The sequence below is a fragment of the Paraburkholderia sediminicola genome (genome assembly GCF_046027355.1).
Classification (GTDB): domain Bacteria; phylum Pseudomonadota; class Gammaproteobacteria; order Burkholderiales; family Burkholderiaceae; genus Paraburkholderia; species Paraburkholderia sediminicola_B.
On sequence record NZ_JAQQEK010000006.1, the window covers coordinates 1 to 22,583 of the forward strand.

Sequence of the window (22,583 nt, forward strand, 5' to 3'; positions counted from 1 at the left end):
GACCGGCCGATGAGGCCGCTTCAAGGACCGCTTACGCCGCAGCGCGGCTCGCCGCCAGCTTGCGTTGCAACTCCGGCATCATCTTCGCCACCGCTTCCTCGCCGGCCAGAATCGCGGCGTTGCGTTGCGAGAAATCACTGCCGCTCATGGCGGCCAGATTCGGCCGGATCACGACGTCGGCGTATTTGTCGAGTTCATAGGCCTTGATCGTCTGGCCCATGATCGTGAAGGTCTGCATCAGCACGTCGAATGAACTGGCCGTCAAGCCGCTTTCCGGACGCTGCGAGATATCCACGGCGATCACGAAATCCGCGCCCATCTTGCGCGCGAACGACGCCGGCACCGGGCTCACCAGGCCGCCGTCCACATACTCATGGCCGCCAATCTTCACCGGCTCGAAAATCGACGGCACGCTGCACGATGCGCGCACCGCGATGCCGGTGTTGCCGCGCTGGAACAGGATCGGCTGGCCGGTTCTGAGGTCGGTGGCGACCACGCCGAGCGGCTTGGCCATCTTCTCGATCGGACGGTTATTGAGCGTCGTATTCAGGTAGTTCTGCAGGGCGACGCCTTGCAGGAAGCCGCGGGTGCGAAACGGCATGGCCCAGTCGCTGATCGACGCTTCGTCCATGGTCAGGGCGAGCTTGTTCAGCGCAAAGCCATTCATGCCCGACGCGTACAGCGCGCCCACCACCGAGCCGGCGCTGGTGCCGGCCACCAGATCGACCTGGATATTGCGCGCCTCAAGTCCCTTGATTACGCCAATGTGCGCGAAGCCGCGCGCGGCGCCGCCGCCTAGCGCGAGCGCAACGCGCAGCGGCCGCTGCGGTTTGTCGAGCGGCGGCGTGGTCGTAACAGGCGTGATGGCGACGGGCGTGCTGTCGGTTTTGCCGCCGGTCGTGGTGCAGGCGGCCAGCACCGCGGAGGCGGCGGCCAATGAAAAGTTGCGGCGGGCGAGGCTAGGCGATGAGGGCTTCAACGAGTTCTCCAGCAACGGCGCGGGCAACGCAGTTGGCGTCGGCGGTGGCCGCGATCAGGCGGATAGTCAGACGGGCGGTATCGCCGGCGGCGATGCCATGCGCTGCGGATCTATCTCCGGCCGCAGCGCGCGCACATCATAAAGCAAAGCCTCACGCGCGCGGCGGCGTGGTAATGAAACGTTGCAGAGGAAGCCCTCGGGCGCCGTGCGGCGCGGCATGCACGCCGCACCTGGCCGTTCGGACGAGGGCAGGCAATACGCTTCTCGAAGGTATAATTCGCCTCTCGCATTTAATTCCTTCGTGCCCATGCACGGCACTGTTTTGCCGAATGGGCGCGCTCCGCTGCCGCGCTTCACGGGCGATGTCCGCCCGGGCGCCGGCGCCTGTCTTCCGAGTAACCGCTAATGACCACCTCCGTTCGTACCCGTTTCGCACCGAGTCCCACCGGCTTCATCCACCTCGGCAACATTCGCTCCGCGCTTTATCCGTGGGCGTTCGCGCGCAAGATGAAAGGGACCTTCGTGCTGCGGATCGAGGACACCGACGTCGAGCGTTCCACCAGCGAATCCGTCGACGCCATTATCGAAGGCATGGCGTGGCTCGGCCTCGATTTCGACGAAGGCCCGTTCTACCAGATGCAGCGCATGGACCGTTACCGCGAAGTGCTCAAGCAGATGCAGGACGCGGGGCTGGTGTACCCCTGCTACATGTCGACGGAAGAACTCGACGCGCTGCGCGAGCGTCAACGCGAAGCCGGTGAAAAGCCGCGCTATGACGGCACGTGGCGTCCGGAGCCGGGCAAGGTTCTGCCGGAGCCGCCGGCCGGCGTGCAGCCGGTGCTGCGCTTCCGTAACCCGCTGACCGGCGTGGTGGCATGGGACGACGCCGTGAAAGGCCGCATCGAGATCTCGAACGAAGAGCTCGACGACCTCGTGATCGCGCGTCCGGACGGCACGCCGACCTACAACTTCTGCGTGGTGGTGGACGATCTGGACATGCGTATCACGCACGTGATTCGCGGCGACGATCACGTCAACAACACGCCGCGGCAGATCAACATCCTGCGCGCGCTCGGCGGCGAGCCGCCGGTCTACGCGCACTTGCCGACCGTGCTGAACGAGCAGGGCGAGAAGATGAGCAAACGCCACGGCGCGATGAGCGTGATGGGTTATCGCGACGCCGGTTTCCTGCCGGAAGCGGTGGTCAACTATCTGGCGCGCCTCGGCTGGTCGCATGGCGACGCGGAAATCTTCTCGCGCGAGCAGTTCGTCGAGTGGTTCGATCTGGAGCATCTGGGCAAGTCCCCGGCGCAGTACGACCACGACAAGCTGAACTGGCTGAATGCGCACTACATCAAGGAAACGGATAACGAGCGCCTCGCCGGGCTGGCCAAGCCGTTCTTCACCGAACTGGGTATCGACGAGGCCGCACTCGCGCAGGGCGCGGATCTGGCGGCCGTGGTGGGCTTGCTGAAGGACCGTGCATCGACGCTGAAGGAAATCGCCGAGAACGCCGCGATGTTCTATCGCACGCCGGCGCCGGATGCCGAGTCCCTCGCGCAGCACGTGACCGACGTAGTGCGTCCGGCGCTCGCCGATCTGGCCGCCGCGCTCAAGACGGTGGAGTGGACCAAGGAAGCGATCGCCGCCGCATTGAAGGCGACGCTCGGCGCACACAAACTGAAGATGCCGCAACTGGCGATGCCGGTGCGTCTGCTGGTGGCGGGCACCACGCATACGCCGTCTATCGACAGCGTGTTGATGCTGTTCGGGCGTGACGTTGTCGTGGGACGTATCGAAAAAGCGCTGGCTTGAGCGCGTTCGCGCGAGCCTTGAGAGGGTTTGCATGCGACTTGTGAAAAAAGTCGCATGCAATTGCTCAAAGGGTATTTACAAAGCGCAAATTGGCCTCTAGAATCTCGTTTCTGTTCTGCAAGGGGGGTATAGCTCAGCTGGGAGAGCGCTTGCATGGCATGCAAGAGGTCAGCGGTTCGATCCCGCTTACCTCCACCATCAGAGCAGAGTGAAGTTGTTCCGAAGTCTGGAACTTGTAGCAAAAAAGACTTCACAAACAGTTGTAACGTAGCTAGAATATCGGTCTTTGCTGCTGACGAAACAAAAGTTAGCGTGAGTTAGCAGCAAGATAAAGACAGATCTGAAAAGATTATGTCCCCTTCGTCTAGAGGCCTAGGACATCACCCTTTCACGGTGAGTACAGGGGTTCGAATCCCCTAGGGGACGCCAAACATCAGCGTCGCTTTAGTGTTCGATTTATTCGAGTAGTAAGCAGCGCAGCTTGCAGAGAGAAAGCCAACGCTCGCAAGTCATTGATAGGCAAACTGGAGCGGTAGTTCAGTTGGTTAGAATACCGGCCTGTCACGCCGGGGGTCGCGGGTTCGAGTCCCGTCCGCTCCGCCAGACAAAGCCCGTTCATACGAACTTGAACGGGCTTTTTCATTAAAGGTGTAAGCAGTACGTTGTCCCCTTCGTCTAGAGGCCTAGGACATCACCCTTTCACGGTGAGTACAGGGGTTCGAATCCCCTAGGGGACGCCAGCACATCGGCGTCGTTCGGTTGGAAATTGAATGGTGCAGCAGTGAATGAGCCTGGCTCATGAACGCGATGCAAAAATCTGGAGCGGTAGTTCAGTTGGTTAGAATACCGGCCTGTCACGCCGGGGGTCGCGGGTTCGAGTCCCGTCCGCTCCGCCAGATTTGAGAAAGCCCACTTCGAAAGAAGTGGGCTTTTTTTATTCCGTTTTTTATTCCGCTGTCCAGCGCGCCTGGGTATGCTCGGGACAAACAGCCATTGCCAGCGCGCGCGGCCTGTTTTACCGTTGACCCGACTCTCCCTTGTCGCCTCGCCATGTTCGATCCAACCGAAGCTCCGTTACCGTTTCATCTGCGCAAGGCCAGCATGGACGATTTCGAGTTCGCCGAGGCGCTGACTCGCAACAATATGGGCGGTTACTACCGTCGCCACCATCTCGTCTGGCGCGGCGATCTGTTTCTCGGTAGCTGGCGCGAGTCGGAGAATTTCATTCTCGAAATGGACGGCACACCGATCGGCGTGTTGCGCATCACGCAAGAGGGCGATTCGCTGCATATCCGCGACGTGCAGATTGCCGAAGGCCATCGCCGGCTCGGCGCCGGCACGTATCTGCTCGATGTTTCGCATCAATGGGCGCGCGAGCGCGGCCTGCGCGAGTTGCAACTGCGGGTGTTCGTCGACAATCCCGCCGCCCGGCTCTATCAGCGCAAAGGCTATAAGCTCGCCGGGCCGCGTCTTGCGCAGCTCGGCGCGATCCGTCATCTGGCGCGACGGGTTTGATGCGGCTGTGTTTGACAAGCAAGGTCTGCGGCGCTGGTGTTTGGCACGCTGGCTTTGAAGCGTCGGGTTTGACGCGTGCGATCTGAAGCGCGAGTGATTGGCACGCAGGGATTAGCGCGCCGAGTTAGGCGCACCGCGTCTAAAGCGCGCGTTTGACACCGAAATTTCAGGCGCAGACTCAGCGTCCGGCATCGCTCTCTGCATCCGCGCGATCTCGCGCCGTCTCGTCGTCCATCTCCGTGTCGCCATGCTCCCCATGCCCCGCCCGATGTTCCGAGCCACGCTCGATAAACGCGCGCGGACTTTCGCCGAACGCACGGCGGAACATCGCGGAAAACGCGCTCTGACTTTGATAGCCCAGTTCCAACGCGACATGTGAAAGCGGCCGTCCCTGGCTCAATAGCGGAATCGCGCGCGCCAGAATCGCCTGCTGGCGCCATTGCGAAAAACTCACCCCCAGTTCCTGACGAAACAGCCGCGCGATGGTGCGCGTGCTCGCGCCCACGCTGGACGCCCATTGTTCGAGCGACTCGCCATGCGTCGGGTCCGCGATCACCGCCTCGCACAACGCGCGCAGACGCTTTTCATTGGGCATCGGCACGGAGAGCGGCAGCGGCTCCGAGCGAGTCAGTTCGTCGAGTGCGAGGGCACCCAGCAACTGCTCACGCGTGGCCGAGATGCCCGGCGTGTCGAGCGCGGCAATCACTTCGCGCAGCAGATCCGAGACTTCGACCACGCGCGGCGTATCGAGCCCGGCCGGCACGGTACTTTCGGTGATGTAGAGCGTGCGCAGAAACGCGTCTTCGACGGCGACCACTTCGTGCGTCACATGCGGTGGCACCCAGATTGCCCGCGATGGCGGCACCATCCACGTCGTGCCGGTCGTCGCGACCCGCAGCACGCCGCGCGACGCGTAGGCCACCTGCGCCCACGCATGCGTGTGACGCGCGATGCGCCAGCCCGAGGGCATCTGCCGCGAGCGCACGCGGATCGGATGCGTTTCGTTCGGCTGGAACTCGGGCGGAATATCGGCGAAGCGTACGAGGCTCGACAGGTTGGAGTCGGCGGATGAAGTCATGGTGTGAAGATCGATCCCGGTAACGGACCGCGGCAAGCGCGGACCTCGAAAGTCATCCGAAAGCACCGCAACGCAAAGCCCGCTACGGCAAACCGCCGCGGGATTCTCATTGTAGGTGTTGCGCAAGAGCCGGCGTTGCATAATGTCCCGATTGCCCGGACCGAAGGAGAACGCCATGAGTTTTGCTACCGCGGACTTGTGCGACGCGCACGAGGATCAACTGGCGCTCGGCACGTTGCGCGTGCTTGAGCCGGTGTTTCACCTGTTCAGCCGTGCCGAGTGTTTCAGCGGCGAAGCGGTGACGCTGAAGGTCTTCGAGGACAACGCACTCGTGCGGGCCACGCTGGAGGAGAAGGGCGCGGGCCGTGTGCTGGTGGTCGACGGCGGCGGCAGCCTGCGCTGCGCGCTGGTGGGCGGCAACCTCGCGCAGATCGCGGAACAGAACGGTTGGGCGGGCATTGTCCTGAACGGCTGCGTGCGCGATGCGCTGGAACTCAACGAGGTCAACGTCGGCATTGCGGCTTTGACAACCTCTCCGCGGCGCGGCCAGAAACTCGGCACCGGCGAGCGCGACGTAACGGTGCAATTGCCCGGCGCGCTGGTGCGTCCTGGTGAATGGATCTACGCGGATATCGACGGCGTGCTCGTGGCGAGCGCGGCGCTCAACTGAACCGCAGCCGCGACCTAAGCTCGAACAGAGCCAGAATAGAAGCCACCCAAACCCTAATTCAAGGAGAGCAAACGACGATGCAGACCGTCTTTGTATACGGCACATTGCGCGCCGGTGAAGTGAACGACATCCGCCACGCCGCGGCGCGCAACGAGATCGCCGCGCCCAATCTGCTCGGCACGGCCACGGTCCGTGGCCATCTGTTCGATTTCGGCTCGTATCCGGGCCTCGTGGTCGACGAAGCCGGCGTCGACGTAATCGGCGACGTCTATGAGATCGACGACGAACTCGTCGCGGTGCTCGACGAAATCGAGGCTGTCTATCCAGGCGTCGAGGATCGTTTCCTCGCGCGTGAAGTGATGGTGAAAGTCGACGGCAACGTCGTGAACTGCCGCTTTTATCCGGTTGCGCCGAATGCGGTGAAGGGCTTGCCGGAAATCAGATCGGGCGACTGGATCGAGTACCGCAGCACGCGCTGACTGAGTTCGCCACGGCACGCGCGCAAAAAAAACGGCCCGGCAAGCATAAGCCTGTCGGGCCGTCCGGTCGGTCAGCCTTGCGACTCAAGCCACTTTCGCGCTGCATGTGACACGCGAAAGCGGGCTTGCTACTGCGTCGTCCTTTGTCAACGCACCGGAGCGCGCCCGATGCATCCATGAGGCCCGACGCTGGCCTCAGATTTCCTCGTACAGCGGCAGCGTGAGGAAGTCGGTGAACTGCTCCGACGTCGACATCTCTTCGAAGATCTGCGCGGCGCGCTCATACGGCTTGGTGTCGCCGCCCACGGCCGCCTTCACCTTGCCGAGCTCCTGCGCCGACAACTCGCGCACCAGCTCGGCCGTCACCTTGCGGCCGTCTTCGAGCTTGCCCTTCGGCGAGCGAATCCATTGCCACACCTGCGAGCGCGAGATTTCCGCGGTGGCGGCGTCTTCCATCAGGTTGTGAATCGGCACGCAGCCATTGCCCGCGAGCCACGCGCCCAGGTAGTGAATGCCGACGTTGATGTTGTTGCGCAGACCGCCTTCGGTGATCGGCGCTTCCGGACGGAAGTCCGTCAGGTCGGTGGCCGTGACGAGCACGTCGTCGCGTTGCTTGCCGATCTGGTTCGGCTTGTCGCCGAGCACCTTGACGAACTCTTCCATCGCGATCGGCACGAGGCCCGGATGCGCGACCCAGCCGCCGTCGTAGCCGTCGCCGGCATCGCGCGCCTTGTCCGAGCGCACGCCGCCCATCGCCTTCTCGTTCGCGGCCGGATCGTTCTTGATCGGGATCAGCGCGCTCATGCCGCCGATCGCCGGCGCATTGCGGCGATGGCAGGTCTTCAGCAACAGCAGCGCGTAGGCGCGCATGAACGGCGCCGTCATGGTGATCTGCGAGCGGTCGGCCAGACAGAAGTCACGGTCGGCCTTGAACTTCTTGATCGCCGAGAAGATGTAGTCCCAACGCCCGGCGTTCAGGCCCGAGCTATGTTCGCGCAGCTCGTACAGGATCTCGTCCATTTCGAAGGCGGCGACGATCGTTTCGATCAGCACTGTCGCGCGAATCGTGCCGCGCGGCACGCCGACCGCTTCCTGCGCGGCGACGAAAATGTCGTTCCACAGACGCGCTTCGAGATGGCTCTCCATCTTCGGCAGATAGAAGTACGGGCCCGAGCCGCGCGCGACCAGTTCCTTCGCGTTGTGCACCATGAAGAGCGCGAAGTCGAAGATCCCGCCCGACACGCGCTTGCCGTCCACCTTCACGTGCTTCTCATCCAGATGCCAGCCGCGCGGACGCACGATCAGCGTGGCGACCTTGTCGTTCAGCGTGTACGACTTGCCGTTCTGTTCCAGCGAAATCGTGCGGCGCACCGCGTCCTTCAGATTGATATGGCCGGTGATCTGGTTGTCCCAGCTCGGCGCATTCGAATCTTCGAAGTCGGTCATGTACGAATCCGCGCCCGAATTCAGCGCGTTGATGATCATCTTGCGCTCGACCGGGCCGGTGATTTCCACGCGGCGGCATTGCAGATCCTGCGGCAGCGGCGCGATGGTCCAGTCGCCTTCACGCACGCTTTTTGTTTCGGCGAGGAAGTCGGGGCGCTCACCGGCATCCAAACGTTTGGTGCGTTCCACACGCGCCTGCAACAACTGCTGACGGCGCGGCTCGAACGTGCGATGCAGCGCGGCGACGAGTTCAAGCGCTTCGCGCGTCAGAATCGCGTCATAGCCCGGCTTGATCTCAGCCGTGATTTCCATGCCCTGCGGCAACTGCAATGATGCGTGCGATGACTGCGGGTTCGCCATGTTTTCTTCTCCTTGGTCGGTCAGATTGCAACGATGCAAATGTTGAAAATGCGGTTGATGTACGTCGCGTTATCCAGTGGTAGCCGTCACGCGCCAAGGCTGTGGCGCGTGCGGCTGCCGCCGGCGCCGCTGCTGCGGCCGGGCGACGCGGGGGTCTTCAGAAAAGCGAGCAGATCGGCCATGCCTCCGCCCGCGCCATGCGGCGTGACGCCCAGTTCTTCGACCGGGGCGTTTTGCCGGTTGAGCCAGAAAGTGGTGAAGCCGAACCACGTCGCGCCCGCCACGTCCCAACCGTTCGACGACACGAAGACGATCTCGCGCGGCAGCGCGTCGAAGGCTTGCGTGCCGAGCGCGTAGGCGGCGGGCGAGGGTTTGTAGGCGCGCACGGCGTCGACGGATAGAACGTGATCGAACAGGCGCGTCATGCCGGCGCTCTTCACGGCGATGTCGAGCATTTGCGGGTTGCCGTTCGAGAGAATCGCGAGAAGCGGACGCGAGGCGGATTCGCCGCCCGTAAGCGCCGCTGAATTCGGCGATACGTCGCGCAACTGACGCAGCGCGGGCACGGCATCGGGGAAGGCGGACAGACAAGCGTATTCGTCCATCAGACGCTTCTCGGCCGTGCGGCCCAGCGTGAGCTGAAGTTTTTTCGTGGCGAAGCGCAACGCGTCGAGCGTGATGTCCCAGAACGGCCGGTAATGCGCGCCGGGTGCGTCCGCCGCATCGGCGAGCGTGCGCAACTGCGTGTATTCGATCTGTTTCTGGCGCCACAACTGCGAGAGCGCATCGCCGTGGCCGGGGAACATCTGCTCCGCGGCAGCGATCACCGAATGCACGTCGAAAAGCGTGCCGTACGCGTCGAAAATCACTGCTTTAGGGGAGAGTGTCGTTGTGGCCGACATTGCCGTGCGCTCCTATCAGAGGTCAGGACGGATTGTATTAGTGATGCTATGCGCTAAAAAAGAGGCTAAACATCACTTGATCTTTTACTTTCATCCACCTAATCTGACGCGCACCGACCACTTTCCCGCGAAGGCGCGGCGCCAACCGCCTATGGACCGTTTCAAGCAGATCGAGACTTTCGTGACCGTCGCGGCCAAAGGCAGCCTGTCTGCCGCAGCTTCGGCCGAAGGCGTCGCGCCGGCCATCATCGGCCGCCGCATCGACGCACTCGAAGAGCGCCTCGGCGTCAAATTGCTGGTGCGCACCACGCGCAAGATCACGCTGACCTTCGAAGGCTCGGCCTTTCTCGAAGACTGCCAGCGCATCATTCACGACATGCAAAACGCCGAAGCCAGCGTGTCGGCGGGCGGCGTCAAGGCGAGCGGCCATTTGCGGCTCTCCGCGCCGGCCGGCTTCGGACGCCGGCACGTCGCGCCGCTGGTGCCGGCCTTCACGGTCGCGCATCCGGACGTGTCGATCACGCTCGACCTGTCCGACCGCCTCGTCGATCTGGTTAACGAAGGTTTCGATTGCGCGGTGCGTCTTGGCGAGTTGCCGGATTCGTCGTTGGTGTCGCTCAAGCTCGGCGAGAACCGCCGTGTGTGCGTGGCGTCGCCGTCGTATCTGAGCCGGCGCGGCGCGCCGCACAGCCTTGCCGATCTCGCGCATCACAACTGTCTCGCGCTCGGCGCGAGCGCCAACCAGCAACGCGGCTGGATGTTCCAGCAGGGCGACAAGGTCGTCTCGATCAAGGTGTCCGGCACGATGGAATGCTCGGATGGCGCGGTGCTGCACGAGTGGTGTCTCGAAGGCTACGGTCTCGCGTGGCGCTCGTGGTGGGAGGTCGGCACGGACATCGCGGCCGGGCGGCTCGTCAGCGTGCTCGACGAATTCGCCGCGCCGCCCATTGGGATTCACGCGGTGTTTCCACAGCGCCGTCATTTGCCGCTGCGGGTGAGGCTGTTTCTGGACTTTCTCAAGCATACGTATGGGCACCCTGATTACTGGGGCTAACTGCCGGGGCTAACTGCGGCGGCCGACGGCGACCGGCGCCGCGCGCGCTTGCCCGGCGGTTGCCCCGCCGCCGCGAACAAGGGGTTTCCGATATGCGGACAGACCCTCAACAGATTCATACGCTCAATTCCGCGACCTACAATCGATGGAGGCGGCTTGCACGCCGAGCCTCGTTGGACGCTGAGGCCGCGCTGCGCGCAGCCGGCGACGGAGGGCATCATGTTCAGGCACATCCTGGTTCCGACCGACGGTTCTGACCTGTCTCGCAAGGCAATCGACGGCGCCATTGATCTCGCGCAAGCCGTCAATGCGCGCGTGACCGCCTACGCGTGCCTGCCGCAATACCCGTACTCGCCGTTCTCCGACGTGGTGGTCGAACCGCCCTCCGAATTCCTGCAGCGCAGCGAGCGCGAAGCGCGCGTGCATCTGCGCGAGGTGGAAATGGCGGCGCGCCGTGTCGGCGTCACGGTCGACAGCCGGACCAGCGTGCATCCGGCGCCATATCTCGGCATCATCGAAGCGGCGGAGCAGGGCGGCTGCGACGTGATCTTCATGGCCTCGCATGGCCGCCGCGGTCTGGGCAGCCTGCTGATCGGCAGCGAAACGCAGCGGGTGCTCACGCATACGAAGATTCCGGTGATCGTGTATCGCTGAATCAAGTCTAAAAAAAACGCGCCGGCGGTGAGGCCGGCGCGCGCTGTGTTCGCCGCACAATGCGTTGTGCTGGCTTTCTTGCTGCTGCGATCTCTCCCAAGTTCCACTTCAAGCTGCCGGCCGTCGGCGCTGCTCGGTTCAAGCTCCTACGGCCTTGCTCCTCCCTGTGACGGCGGCTCCCTGACGGAGCCGCTTTTCGTCTGTCCGCCCTGTTCCTGCGATCAGACCGCGGGGTTGCTTACGCGACCTTCTTGTCGAAGAACTGTTCGTCTTCCGTCGAGCCGTGCAGCGCGGTCGTCGAAGCATCGCGTTCGACCGTTTGCGTCACGGCGTCGAAGTAGCCGGTGCCGACTTCGCGCTGATGCTTGACAGCGGTGAAGCCCTTTTCGGCCGCAGCGAATTCGGCCTGCTGCATTTCGACGAAGGCCGTCATCTGGTTGCGGGCATAGCCGTGCGCGAGGTTGAACATCGAGTAGTTCAGCGCGTGGAAGCCGGCCAGCGTGATGAACTGGAACTTGTAGCCCATCGCGCCGAGTTCGCGCTGGAACTTGGCGATCGTCGCGTCGTCCAGGTTCTTCTTCCAGTTGAACGACGGCGAGCAGTTGTACGACAGCAGTTGATCCGGGTACTCCTTGTGGATCGCGTCGGCGAATTTCTTCGCGAACTCGAGGTCCGGCTTGCCGGTTTCGCACCAGATCATGTCGGCGTACGGCGCGTAGGCGAGGCCACGCGAGATCGCCTGCTCGAGACCCGGCTTCGTGCGGTAGAAACCTTCCACCGTGCGCTCGCCGGTCAGGAACGGCTTGTCGTTTTCGTCGATATCCGACGTGATCAGATCAGCGGCTTCCGCATCGGTACGCGCCAGCAGCACGGTCGGCGTGCCGGAGACGTCGGCGGCCAGACGCGCGGCTGTCAGTTTGGCGATGTTTTCACGGGTCGGCACGAGCACCTTGCCGCCCATGTGGCCGCACTTCTTGACGGACGCGAGCTGATCTTCGAAGTGCACGCCCGCGGCGCCCGCTTCGATCATCGCCTTCATCAGTTCGAACGCGTTCAGCACGCCGCCGAAGCCGGCTTCCGCGTCCGCCACGATCGGCTGGAAGTAGTCCACGTAGCCTTCGTCGCCCGGATTCTTGCCTTCCGACCATTGGATCTGGTCAGCGCGCGTCAGCGTGTTGTTGATGCGCTTCACGACGAGCGGCACCGAGTTCGCCGGATACAGCGACTGGTCCGGGTACATTTCGCCGGCGACGTTCGCGTCGCCCGCCACTTGCCAGCCCGACAGATAGATCGCCTTCAGGCCGGCCTTGACCTGTTGCATGGCCTGATTGCCGGTCAGCGCGCCGAGCGAGTTGACGAACGGCTCGTTGTTCACGCTTTCCCACAGCTTTTCCGCGCCGCGCTTGGCGAGCGTGTGCTCGACTTGCACCGAGCCGCGCAGGCGGATCACGTCTTCCGCCGTGTAGCTGCGCTTCACGCCTTTCCAGCGCGGATCGGTTTCCCATTGCTGTTGGAGTTGCTTGGCTTGTTCTTGACGGGACATGGTGTGCTCCTTGGTTGCCTGTATGGATGGGTGACTCTTTTCTTCGTCGAAGCGGCCGGCCGGTTGGGGCGTTTCGTTTCGTGAAGTCTTATATAAGAGTCTAGGCAAATCGATGGTCGCGCAATAGTCGCCTAGGAGCCTTTTTGGATTATTTGTTTGTGTTTAAAATCAATGAATTACGTCACTCGTTTCGCATTAAGAAACGACTTTTCCCATCTTGCAATAGGCTGTCTTGTGCCGTGCAGCACGATTTTTTACGACGCAAAAAAATTTTCCACATCGTGAAATTTGGGGCGCGCCGAAGTACGGACGAAAAAAAACCGGCGCATGAGCACCGGTTTCTTTCGACTGATGAACGGCGAGAAGCCGTTCGGGTCTTTTTTCAAGCTGACTGCGCAGTACCGCCTGGGCGCTGCAACGGGCCGAAGCCCTGAAGCAGAATGCGCCCGGTCAGTACTTAGCTGCCGCGACGCGCCGTACGCGGGCCGTCGCTGCGGCGTGCGCCGTAGCCGCCGTCGCGCGAACCGCCGTAGCCTTCACGCGAACCGCCGCCGAAGCCGCCTTCACGCGAGCCGCCGCCAGCCGACTTGCCGGCCCAGCCGCCGCCATTGCCGCTGCCGCTGCGCGAACCGCCGCCGTTACCGGCCGGCTTGCCCGAACCGCTACCGAAGCGACGGCCACCGCCGTTGCCACCGCCCGGACGGCCGCGGCCGCCAAAGCCAGGACGGCCGTTACCCGACGGAGCCGACTTACGCGGCTCGAAGCCTTCGACGACATTGACCGGCAGCGGGGTGCGCACGAAACGCTCGATGCGCTTCAACGCGCCTTGTTCCGCGTGATGCACGAGGCTCACCGCGATACCCGAGCGGCCGGCACGGCCGGTACGGCCGATGCGGTGCACGTAGTCTTCGGCGAACTTCGGCAGGTCGTAGTTGAACACGTGCGTGATGCCGGGGATGTCGATACCGCGAGCGGCGACGTCCGTGGCCACCAGCACGCGCACACGGCGCTCGCGCAGTGCGCGGATCGTGCGGTTACGCGCGCCTTGCGGCAGATCGCCATGCAGGGCGGCCGATTCGAAACCGGCGTCGGCCAGACGGCCGGCCAGCTGGTCGGCGTCCATCTTGGTTGCGGTGAAGACGATAGCCTGGTCGAGGCCCGAATCACGCAGCAGATGGTCGAGCAGACGATCCTTGTGATCGCGGTCGTCGACGTAATGGACGGTTTGCGCGATGTTGGTGCGCTGTTCCAGACGCTGAACGATCTCGATACGCTCCGGATCCTTCAGCAGGCGGCCGGTCAGCGAACTGATCTTGCCGTCGAGCGTGGCCGAGAACAACATGGTTTGACGCGAAGCCGGCGTAGCGGCAACGATCGTTTCGATGTCTTCGATGAAGCCCATGTCGAGCATGCGGTCAGCTTCGTCGAGCACGAGGATCTGCAGTTGCGACAGATCGATACGGCCGCGTTCCAGGTGGTCGATCAGACGGCCCGGCGTGGCAACCAGGATTTCCGGGTTCTTCGCGAGCAGCATCAATTGCTGGCCGTAAGCGACGCCGCCCAGAATGCTGACGGTGCGCAGGCGCTTCAGATGCTTGCCGTACGTGGCGGCGGCGGTGGTGACCTGCATCGCGAGTTCGCGGGTCGGCGTCAGAACCAGCATGGTCGGACGGGCAACCGGTTGCGGACGGCGCGTGCGGGCGCCGTCGGCCGGACGCGGTTCACGCGGCTGGCTGGCTTGCGCCTTTTGCAGTTGCGAAAAACGCTCGATGGCGGGCAGCATGAACGCGGCGGTCTTGCCCGAACCAGTCGGGCTCGAGACCATCAGGTCGCGGCCGGCAATACCGGCGGGGATGGCGCGTTGCTGAACCGGCGTGGGGTTCTGATAGCCAGCGGCGGTCAGCGCGGAGACGACATCCGCGGACAGACCGAGCGACGCGAACGACGGGCCGGCCGGTGCTGCGGCTTCAGCGGCGACGGCTTCCGGAGCGGCAGCAACGGCTGCGGCTTGTGCGGGTGCGTCGGCGAGACCGAGGGCTTGGTCGGCGATGGCGTTCAACGGGCTGCTGGGGGTATTGCTCGAAGTCATGAGAATCCTTGGTACACAGGGAATTAAAACGTCGGCGCCAATCGGCATACCCAAGTCGTCGGATTCAGCGAGCAAAGAAGCAGCGAGCAAATCGAAAAACGGGGGCAGCTCGCGACAATGAAGGCGAGCTTTTCGTTAGAAGCTGTATCGGATGCGACATGCCAACACGGCGTGCCGCCAGCCTGGGACATGATCGCCCGTAGGGGGCTAGGCAGGAGGGGACAGGTTCTAAACTGGATTGGAGCTAAACGCTACGAGGCGCTGCGCCGCAAAGGCCGCTAGAGGAAAGCCGGGCAAAGCAGTGAAGCGCAGGCAGCATTGTATAGGCTTTTGCTGCACTGCGCCACTGTTAGGAGTTTTCCTGGTGGAAAAGTTTGTGCCGGCTGCTGTTCGGGCGGCCGGCCGGATTAGCGGGCGGGCCGCCGGGGATCGCGTCAGAGCCGCTTCAGGCCGCCTCGCCGCTCTTGAGCGCTTCGACCAGTTCGACGTATTGCTGCTTCGCGGCGTCCTGCGCCGTGCCCTTGAGTGCCGCCCACGCGTCGTACTTGTATTTGCCGACGATGTCGGTAAAGCCGGGCTTGTCGCCGTGAACGTCGCCGCGGGTGGCCTGCTTGTAGAGCGCGTAGAGGCGCAGCAGGGTGAGATTGCCGGGACGCTCCGGCAATTGCTGGACGTCTTCGTGGGCCTGGGTGAACTGGGTGTCGATGTCGGTCATTGTCGTGTTGCCCGCCGGGCGGGATCGGATTTGAGATCGGCTGATGATCATAGCAATTGCATGCCGCCGCGGGGCCGAGGGCTTATTCCAAACATCGGCCGGCACGCGGGCGCAAAGCCGAAGCATGCCGCTCGCATGCCAAACCACATTTGCGCGCGCCGTGCCGATTACAATACGGTCCATGACTCAAACTGTGCTCCTCGCCCTCGATACCTCGACCGAATTCTGCTCGGTAGCGCTTCTGTCCGCCGCCGGCAATCCGGTTGGCGCCACACCTGAAGAGGCACGCGCCGAACCGCGTCTCTGGGTGCGCCACGAGCAAACTGGCGCGGTCTCCAGCACGCGTCTTTTGCCCGCCATCCGCGAACTTTTCGACGAAGCCGGCCTGAAACTGGCGGACTGCGACGCCATCGCCTTCGGTTCCGGTCCGGGCTCGTTTACCGGCCTGCGTACCGCGACCGGCGTCGCCCAAGGCCTCGCGTTCGGCCTGAATCTGCCGGTCGTGCCGGTCAGCACGCTGCTCGCCTGTGCCGAGAGCGCGCGCCTGCGCGATCCGTCGGTGACGCGCGTGCTTGCCGCGCTCGACGCCCGCATGGACGAAATCTATTGGGCCGACTACGCCTGGGACGACGCGCAAGGTGAATGGCGCACGCTGCAGGCGGCTTCGCTCGATGCGCCGGACCGGCTCGTTTTGCCCGAGGTCCCCTTCACGCTGGCAGGCAATGCCGCCGCGGCCTTCGGCGCGCGGTTGCCGGCACTCGCCGCGGCGCGCAGCGTCGACGGCGAGGCTCTACCGCACGCCGTGCCGCTCGCTCACGCCGCGCTGCGCGCATTGCGCGCCGGCCGCACGGTGCCCGCCGACCAGGCCGCGCCGGAATATGTGCGCGACAAGGTCGCCCAGACCACCGCCGAGCGGGTCGCAGACAAAGCTGAAAGGGCCGCCAAGGCCGAGCAGGCCGCGAGACTCGCAAACAACGCAGCGCAAGGCGAGGGCCGGCAATGAGCGGTGTGCTGCTCGCGGACCGCTACATGTCGCCGATGACCGAAGGCGATCTGGACGAAGTCGCCGCCATCGAAAAAATCGCTTATGAGTTTCCATGGAGCCGGGGTAATTTCGGCGACTCGCTGCGCAACGGTTACTTCGGCGTCTGTCTGCGCCATGTCACGGGCACGCTGATCGGCTATTGCGTGCTGATGCCGGTCGTCGACGAAATGCATCTGCTCAATCTGTGTGTGACGCCGGCGGCGCAAGGCGCCGGCGCCGGACTCGCGCTGCTGCGCGAAGCGGTGCGCATTACCCGCGCTGAAAAACTCGAAGGCCTGTTGCTGGAAGTGCGGCCGTCGAATCATCGGGCGATCCACTTGTATGAGCGCTTCGGCTTTGCTTCGATCGGCCGGCGCAAAAATTATTATCCGGCGCGGCATCGCAGCCGGGAGGACGCCATCGTGATGCGTTTCTCGTTTGCCACGGAGGGCGCAGATGGCGCTGCATGAATCGGTACTGGAAGAGTTCGGACTCGCGCCGCTGTGGGTGCGTCGGGGGATGGCTGTGACGCAGGAGCCGGCTGTTGAGCCGCAAGCGCAAGCCGAGGCCGTGGTCGGGCAGGGCGCTGGTGCGCTGGCCGGGCCAGGTGCGCGTCGCGATGATGCGCGTGGCGCGGCGCCAGGATTGCCGCCCGTTGCTCGCGCGCAGGAAACCTCGCAGCCCGCGATGCGCGCCGCCGACGTTCAACAAGCCAACGCCGCGCCAGCGCAAGGCGAACGCGGCACGGCTGGTCGTCTGGAGCAGGCATCGCCTTCGGCCGGGGCGCGCGATCGGTACGACGATCGCCAGGCGACGGCTGAAACGCGCGCAGGCCAGTCGCCGCGTTCCATGCAGAACGGCGAGCAAGCTGAACGTCAAAGGCAGCCTGCACAGGATCCGGCGCAAGGGCGGGCGCAAGCGTCGGCGGAGCCACGCCAGCCGCAACCATCGCAGTCATCGCAGTCATCGCAACCGCGGCAACAGTCGCAGCCACCCCGCAGCCCCGAGCCGCCGACGTTCGACGCACCACCCGACGACGATTTCGCGTGGTTCGACGACCTGCCGACCCAAGCTCCCGCGGACGCACGCGACGAAGCCCCTGCAGCGCCGGCAATCCACACGCTCGACTGGGACGCACTGAGCGAGCGCGTCGCCGCCTGCCGACTTTGCCGTCTGTGCGAGAAACGCACGAACACAGTATTCGGCGTCGGCGATCGCGGCGCCGACTGGATGCTGATCGGCGAGGCGCCAGGTGAGAACGAGGACCGTCTGGGCGAGCCGTTCGTCGGCCAGGCCGGCAAGCTGCTCGACAATATGCTGCGTTCGCTGACGCTCGCGCGCGACACCAACGTCTATATCGCGAACGTGATCAAATGCCGGCCGCCCGGCAACCGTAATCCCGAACCGGACGAAGTCGCGCGTTGCGAGCCGTATCTGCAACGTCAGGTCGCGCTGGTCAAGCCGAAGCTGATCGTCGCGCTCGGCCGCTTCGCGGCGCAAAGTCTGCTGAAAACCGAGGCGAGCATTTCGTCGCTGCGTGGCCGCGTGCATGAATACGAAGGCGTGCCCGTGATCGTCACCTATCATCCGGCGTATCTGCTGCGCAGCCTGCCCGACAAGGCCAAAGCCTGGGCTGATCTGTGCCTCGCGCGCGACACGTGGCGGGCGGCGGGCGGCGCGCCGTCGAACGCGTCGAAGTGACGGCCGCCGAGGGGCCGGCGGCCGGCTCCACGGCCGCGCTGCGCATTGATGCGGCAAGCCGCGATACGCTGCTCGACACCTTGCACGATGCCGCCGTGCGCGATCTTGCGTGGTTGTTGCTGAGCGCAGATCTGTTGCGCCCGCAACCACCGGTGGGCGCGCTGGCGAACTCCTTCGACACGCTGCAGGAAGCGCAGGCGACCATCGACTGGCTGCGCGCGCTCGACGCCACGCCCGAACCCTTGCATCACGAACTGGCGGCGACGCGCATCACACGTGTCGGCCGGTACGCCGAACGGCTGCTCGGCTGGTTCCTGCAACATGGACCGGCGGCGCGGCTGGTGGCTGCCGGCGTGCCCTTGCGGCGCGCGGGCGTCACGCTCGGCGAATGCGATTTTCTGGTCCAGACGCGGCAGGGTGCGCGGCTGCATTGGGAACTGGCCGTGAAGTGTTATCTGCATGCCGGCGACGGGCGCGCTCAGTTATCCGACTACGTCGGCCCGAATCTGAAAGACCGCTTCGACCTCAAGCTCTCGCATGTGCTGAATCACCAGTTGCCGTTGAGCGCGCGGGAGGAGTTCGCCTCGGTCGGCTATGCGGGTCCCTGGACGCCGCAGATGTTCATCAAAGGCTGGCTGTTTTACCGGCACGGCGAGACGCCGCTCGATCCTGTCGAGCTCGATCCGGCGCATGGTCGTGGGTGGTGGGTGACGCGCGGTGATTGGCCGGCGTTTGGAGCGGCTCATTCGGAGAAGTGGCGCGCATTGCCGCGGCTGGAGTGGCTTGCGTCGCGGCGGCATACGCCTCTTGAGGTGCAGTCCGCAGGCCTTGCTTTCGTCGATGCGCAAACGCTCGCCGGACAAACGTTGCATCAGCACGGACCGGCGATGGTCGCTTCATTCGTCGAGGACAGCGCGGGCAATCTGATAGAACGCTCGCGTGGCTTTATCGTGCCCGACGAGTGGCCCGAACTGGCGCAAAGCTACGCGCGGCAGTAGCAGTGGGTGAACGGGAAAGACCAGGAGGCGCCGGAAAGACTAAGGCGTAGAACGGCCGAATGCAGCCAGACCGCCGTGACGCCCAGCCGCCCTCACCACCACCGATAAAAATGATGCACCGGCCCGACGCCGCTGCCGACGTCAAGCCGATCGCTCGCTTGCAGCGCGCCGGTCAGATACTCCTTCGCGTCGGCGACAGCGCTCGCCAGATCCCCACGCTGCGGAATCAGCGCCGCAATCGCCGACGACAGCGTGCAGCCCGTCCCATGCGTATTCTTCACCGGCACACGCGGGCCGCCGAGACGCAGCGTGCCGCTCTCCTGCACCAGCCAGTCCGGACTATCGGTGGCGCTCAAATGGCCACCCTTCATCAGCACCGCGCGTGCGCCGAGCGCGCGCAGCGCTTCGCCTTGCTCAACCATGCCGGCTTCATCGGTCGCGGCTTGCACGCCGAGCAACGCGGCGGCTTCCGGCAGATTGGGCGTCAGCAGATCGGCAAGCGGCAGCAATTCGTCGCGCACCGCCGCGACCGCGTCCGGCAGCAGCAACGCGTGGTTGCTCTTCGAAATCATCACCGTGTCGAGCACGACGTGCTTCGGCTTATACCGGCGCAGCGCGTCGGCGACCGCGCGCGCGATCGGCGCGTTCGCCAGCATGCCGATCTTCACGGCGTCGATGCGGATGTCGTCGAACACCGCGTCGAGTTGCGCGGTAATGAAGCCGGGATCCGGCGCATGAATCGCGGTGACCCCGCGCGTGTTCTGCGCGGTGAGCGCGGTGATCACGCTCGCGCCATACGCGCCGAGCGCCGAGAAAGCCTTCAGATCGGCCTGGATACCGGCGCCGCCGCCGGAATCGGAACCGGCGATCGTCAGCACATTGGGAATCGGTTGAGTCATGGCAAAGCGAGGAAGGAGGAAGGCGCGGGTCGCGACGTGAGCGGACGACCCGCAGCGGATCAGTGCTTGACTTCGCCGATCAGCGCGACCGAGTCGAACGCGCGCTGGTTGGCCTGGTGGCGCCGCATCACGAACCACATCATCACGCAGACGAAGGTGCCGAACAGCACGATCACTGCCGTGACCGGCACGTCGAGCCACACCAGCACGGCGTAGAGGCACAGCATCACGAGCACGGAAAGATTTTCGTTGAAGTTCTGCACGGCGATGGAGTGACCCGCCGACAGTAGCACGTGCCCGCGATGCTGGAGCAGCGCGTTCATCGGCACGACGAAAAAGCCCGACAGGCCGCCGACGATCATCAGGAAAATGTACGCGACGATCAGATAGCCTGGCACATGCACGCGGCCGAAATAAAGACCCCAATGGGCAGGGAACAGATCGCGCGTGTAGAACGCCATCAGCATCACGGCGATGCCCATCATGATGCCGACCGGCAACACCGACAGCGACTTCTTCAACGGCACCCGCGAAGCCGCGAAGATCGCGCCGGCCGCCACGCCCACAGCCACCACCGCCTGCAGAATGGCCGCTTCGGAGAGCGACATGTTCAGCGATACCTCGGCCCACTTCAGCACGATGAATTGCAGCGTCGCGCCCGCGCCCCAGAACAGCGTGGTCACAGCAAGCGAAATCTGGCCGAGCTTGTCGCGCCACAGCACGAGGAAACAGTCGGCGAAATCGGTGACGAGTTTGATCGGGCCGCGTTCCTGTTTCGGATAGCGCGCGCCGGTGTCGGGAATGCGCAGATTGAACAGCGCGGCAATGACATAGATCGCCATGATGACCAGCATTGCCGCCTCGGCGGGCGTGTTGACCGAGGGAATGTGGTGCCGCAGGATCGGCGCGGCAATGTGCGGGCTGATGAGCGCGCCGCCGAGCACGGTGCCGAGAATGATCGAGCCGACGGTCGTGCCTTCGATCCAGCCGTTCGCGGCGACCAGCCGGTCAGGCGGCAGCAGTTCGGTGAGAATGCCGTACTTGGCGGGCGAGTAGGCCGCCGCGCCGAAGCCGACGATCCCATACGCGAGCAGCGGATGCGCGCCGACCAGCATCGTGATGCAACCGACAACCTTGATGGTATTGGTGATGAACATCACGCGTCCTTTCGGACGGGAGTCGGCGAAGGCGCCTACGAAGGCAGCGAGAACGACGTACGACAGCACAAAGAACAACTTGAGCAGCGGTGTCATCCAGTTCGGGGCGTGAAGATCTTTCAGCAGTGCGATAGCAGCGATCAGAAGCGCATTGTCGGCCAGCGACGAAAAAAACTGCGCGGCCATGATGGTGTAAAAACCTTTTTTCATCTGATGCGATGCTGTCCTCGCTGCGGTCTGTCCGCCCCGGCCGCTGGCTGAGCGTCCGGGCTTATGCCGTTCGAAATGGGTTGTGCGCACGGCTTTATATCATGAAAATAGATGGATTCGGACTAGCAGAATCCTTGATCGCACCGCCCAGCGGGCTGCCGAGCGTTGAAAACGCCTTGTAAGCCGCTGATTCGCAAGCGTCTTTACGAAAATATCCCATGCCGCGCCCCCTTTCAGCCACGATTCATACCTCCGCTCTCGCCAATAATCTCGCCGTTGCCCGGCGCTACGCGCCAAAATCCAAAATCTGGGCCGTCGTCAAGGCAAACGCCTACGGGCACGGCCTCGCGCGCGTTTTTCCCGGCCTGCGCGCAACCGACGGCTTTGGGTTGCTGGACCTCGAAGAAGCCGTGAAGTTGCGTGAATTGGGCTGGGCCGGCCCGATTCTTTTGCTCGAAGGCTTCTTTCGTCCGACCGATATCGATGTGATCGACCGCTACAGCCTGACCACCGCGCTGCATTCGGACGAACAGTTGCGCATGCTCGAAATGGCGCGCCTGTCCAAACCGGTCAACATCCAGTTGAAGATGAATACCGGCATGAACCGTCTCGGTTACACGCCGGAGAAGTTCCGCGCCGCATGGGAGCGCGCGCGCGCCTGCCAGGGCGTCGGCCAGATCACATTGATGACCCATTTCTCGGACGCCGACGGCGATCGCGGCGTCGACTATCAGGTGGAAGCGTTCGAGCGCGGCGCGCAGGGCATCGCCGGCGCCCGCAGCCTCGCCAATTCGGCGGCCACGCTGTGGCATCCCGCCACGCACTTCGACTGGGTGCGCCCGGGCATCATCATGTACGGCGCGTCGCCGTCCGGCGTCACGGCCGCGATCGAAGGCACCGGCCTGCAACCGGCCATGACGCTCGCCTCAGAATTGATCGCCGTGCAGACGCTCGTCGAAGGCCATACGGTGGGCTACGGTTCGTCGTTCAAGGCGCGCGGCTCGATGCGCATCGGCGTGGTGGCGTGCGGGTACGCCGACGGCTATCCGCGCGTCGCGCCGGAAGGCACACCGGTGATCGTCGACGGCGTGCGCACGCGGGTCGTCGGGCGCGTCTCGATGGACATGCTCACCGTCGACCTGACGCCGGTTCCGACCGCCAACGTCGGCTCGCGCGTCGAACTGTGGGGCACCTCGCTGCCGATCGACGACGTCGCGCAGGCGTGCGGCACCATCGGCTATGAGCTGATGTGTGCCGTGGCGCCGCGCGTGCCGGTGCGGGCGGAATAAAGGCCC

General features: G+C 64.1%; 20 protein-coding genes and 5 tRNA genes. 16 read left to right on the forward strand and 9 right to left on the reverse strand.

Features of this window, described 5'->3' with window-relative positions; all coding sequences use genetic code 11:
- Nucleotides 1–31 precede the first annotated feature (31 nt).
- The gene (locus PQR42_RS12115; protein WP_408384611.1) at nt 32–979 is read right to left on the reverse strand and encodes a patatin-like phospholipase family protein; all 948 of its coding nucleotides are present in this window, start codon (nt 977–979) and stop codon (nt 32–34) included.
- A 405-nt stretch (nt 980–1,384) separates the two neighbouring features.
- Here PQR42_RS12115 and gltX point away from each other — a divergent pair, with 405 nt between their 5' ends.
- The 7 genes from gltX (at nt 1,385) to PQR42_RS12150 (ending at nt 4,309) form a co-directional block, all read left to right on the forward strand.
- The gene (gltX, locus tag PQR42_RS12120) at nt 1,385–2,794 is read left to right on the forward strand and encodes a glutamate--tRNA ligase (RefSeq protein ID WP_408493639.1); all 1,410 of its coding nucleotides are present in this window, start codon (nt 1,385–1,387) and stop codon (nt 2,792–2,794) included.
- Between the two features lie 122 nt (nt 2,795–2,916).
- A tRNA-Ala gene (locus PQR42_RS12125) sits at nt 2,917–2,992 on the forward strand.
- A 155-nt stretch (nt 2,993–3,147) separates the two neighbouring features.
- Nucleotides 3,148–3,223: transfer RNA gene (locus PQR42_RS12130), tRNA-Glu, on the forward strand.
- Nucleotides 3,224–3,320: 97 nt separating this feature from the next.
- Nucleotides 3,321–3,397 (forward strand) — tRNA-Asp (locus tag PQR42_RS12135).
- Between the two features lie 61 nt (nt 3,398–3,458).
- A tRNA-Glu gene (locus tag PQR42_RS12140) sits at nt 3,459–3,534 on the forward strand.
- 79 nt (nt 3,535–3,613) lie between these two features.
- Nucleotides 3,614–3,690, forward strand: a tRNA-Asp gene (locus tag PQR42_RS12145).
- A gap of 154 nt (nt 3,691–3,844) precedes the next feature.
- A complete protein-coding gene (locus tag PQR42_RS12150; RefSeq protein WP_012433487.1) occupies nt 3,845–4,309 on the forward strand; it encodes a GNAT family N-acetyltransferase in 465 nt (154 codons plus the stop codon).
- 178 nt (nt 4,310–4,487) lie between these two features.
- Here the strand turns inward: PQR42_RS12150 and PQR42_RS12155 are convergent, their stop codons facing one another.
- Nucleotides 4,488–5,387, reverse strand: a complete 900-nt coding sequence (locus tag PQR42_RS12155; RefSeq protein WP_408203849.1) for an AraC family transcriptional regulator — start codon at nt 5,385–5,387, stop codon at nt 4,488–4,490.
- A gap of 175 nt (nt 5,388–5,562) precedes the next feature.
- Here PQR42_RS12155 and rraA point away from each other — a divergent pair, with 175 nt between their 5' ends.
- Nucleotides 5,563–6,057, forward strand: a complete 495-nt coding sequence (gene rraA / locus PQR42_RS12160; RefSeq protein ID WP_408203851.1) for a ribonuclease E activity regulator RraA — start codon at nt 5,563–5,565, stop codon at nt 6,055–6,057.
- 77 nt (nt 6,058–6,134) lie between these two features.
- Nucleotides 6,135–6,536 carry a gamma-glutamylcyclotransferase family protein gene (locus tag PQR42_RS12165; RefSeq protein WP_408203853.1) on the forward strand — a complete coding sequence of 134 codons (402 nt, stop codon included), beginning with the start codon at nt 6,135–6,137 and terminating at the stop codon, nt 6,534–6,536.
- Between the two features lie 195 nt (nt 6,537–6,731).
- Here the strand turns inward: PQR42_RS12165 and aceB are convergent, their stop codons facing one another.
- A complete protein-coding gene (gene aceB / locus PQR42_RS12170; protein ID WP_408384604.1) occupies nt 6,732–8,342 on the reverse strand; it encodes a malate synthase A in 1,611 nt (536 codons plus the stop codon).
- An 86-nt stretch (nt 8,343–8,428) separates the two neighbouring features.
- Nucleotides 8,429–9,244 carry a haloacid dehalogenase type II gene (locus tag PQR42_RS12175; RefSeq protein WP_408384602.1) on the reverse strand — a complete coding sequence of 272 codons (816 nt, stop codon included), beginning with the start codon at nt 9,242–9,244 and terminating at the stop codon, nt 8,429–8,431.
- 151 nt (nt 9,245–9,395) lie between these two features.
- Between PQR42_RS12175 and PQR42_RS12180 the strand changes: the two genes are divergently transcribed.
- On the forward strand, nt 9,396–10,298 hold the full coding sequence (locus PQR42_RS12180) for a LysR family transcriptional regulator (protein WP_012433481.1): 903 nt from the start codon (nt 9,396–9,398) through the stop codon (nt 10,296–10,298).
- A 219-nt stretch (nt 10,299–10,517) separates the two neighbouring features.
- Nucleotides 10,518–10,952, forward strand: a complete 435-nt coding sequence (locus PQR42_RS12185) for a universal stress protein (protein WP_091793288.1) — start codon at nt 10,518–10,520, stop codon at nt 10,950–10,952.
- Between the two features lie 238 nt (nt 10,953–11,190).
- On the opposite strand, the gene aceA is transcribed toward PQR42_RS12185, so the two are convergent.
- From aceA to PQR42_RS12200, 3 genes are all read right to left on the reverse strand, one after another.
- Nucleotides 11,191–12,495, reverse strand: a complete 1,305-nt coding sequence (aceA, locus tag PQR42_RS12190; protein ID WP_132373901.1) for an isocitrate lyase — start codon at nt 12,493–12,495, stop codon at nt 11,191–11,193.
- A gap of 457 nt (nt 12,496–12,952) precedes the next feature.
- Nucleotides 12,953–14,584: a DEAD/DEAH box helicase gene (locus PQR42_RS12195; RefSeq protein ID WP_408203858.1), complete on the reverse strand. Its 1,632-nt coding sequence runs from the start codon at nt 14,582–14,584 to the stop codon at nt 12,953–12,955.
- Between the two features lie 445 nt (nt 14,585–15,029).
- Nucleotides 15,030–15,299, reverse strand: coding sequence for an acyl-CoA-binding protein (locus tag PQR42_RS12200; protein WP_132376843.1), 270 nt, complete (start codon nt 15,297–15,299; stop codon nt 15,030–15,032).
- A gap of 181 nt (nt 15,300–15,480) precedes the next feature.
- Between PQR42_RS12200 and tsaB the strand changes: the two genes are divergently transcribed.
- From tsaB to PQR42_RS12220, 4 genes are read left to right on the forward strand one after another with little or no spacing between them, the layout of a single operon-like run.
- Entirely contained in the window at nt 15,481–16,302 is an 822-nt protein-coding gene (gene tsaB, locus PQR42_RS12205; protein WP_408384600.1) for a tRNA (adenosine(37)-N6)-threonylcarbamoyltransferase complex dimerization subunit type 1 TsaB, read from the forward strand.
- Nucleotides 16,299–16,793, forward strand: coding sequence for a ribosomal protein S18-alanine N-acetyltransferase (rimI, locus tag PQR42_RS12210; protein WP_408203865.1), 495 nt, complete (start codon nt 16,299–16,301; stop codon nt 16,791–16,793). The genes tsaB and rimI overlap by 4 nt, the downstream gene beginning before the upstream one ends.
- Nucleotides 16,780–18,024 (forward strand): uracil-DNA glycosylase, encoded by a 1,245-nt coding sequence (locus tag PQR42_RS12215; RefSeq protein ID WP_408384598.1) that lies wholly within the window; start codon nt 16,780–16,782, stop codon nt 18,022–18,024. Before rimI ends, PQR42_RS12215 begins: the two co-directional genes overlap by 14 nt.
- On the forward strand, nt 18,021–19,022 hold the full coding sequence (locus tag PQR42_RS12220; RefSeq protein WP_408384637.1) for a DUF1853 family protein: 1,002 nt from the start codon (nt 18,021–18,023) through the stop codon (nt 19,020–19,022). The genes PQR42_RS12215 and PQR42_RS12220 overlap by 4 nt, the downstream gene beginning before the upstream one ends.
- A gap of 92 nt (nt 19,023–19,114) precedes the next feature.
- Here the strand turns inward: PQR42_RS12220 and thiD are convergent, their stop codons facing one another.
- Nucleotides 19,115–19,921 (reverse strand): bifunctional hydroxymethylpyrimidine kinase/phosphomethylpyrimidine kinase, encoded by an 807-nt coding sequence (gene thiD / locus PQR42_RS12225; RefSeq protein WP_408203871.1) that lies wholly within the window; start codon nt 19,919–19,921, stop codon nt 19,115–19,117.
- Nucleotides 19,922–19,980: 59 nt separating this feature from the next.
- Entirely contained in the window at nt 19,981–21,288 is a 1,308-nt protein-coding gene (lplT, locus tag PQR42_RS12230) for a lysophospholipid transporter LplT (protein WP_106313391.1), read from the reverse strand.
- Nucleotides 21,289–21,506: 218 nt separating this feature from the next.
- On the opposite strand from lplT, the gene alr reads away from it, so the two are divergent.
- Nucleotides 21,507–22,577, forward strand: a complete 1,071-nt coding sequence (gene alr, locus PQR42_RS12235; RefSeq protein ID WP_408203874.1) for an alanine racemase — start codon at nt 21,507–21,509, stop codon at nt 22,575–22,577.
- Nucleotides 22,578–22,583: the final 6 nt, after the last annotated feature.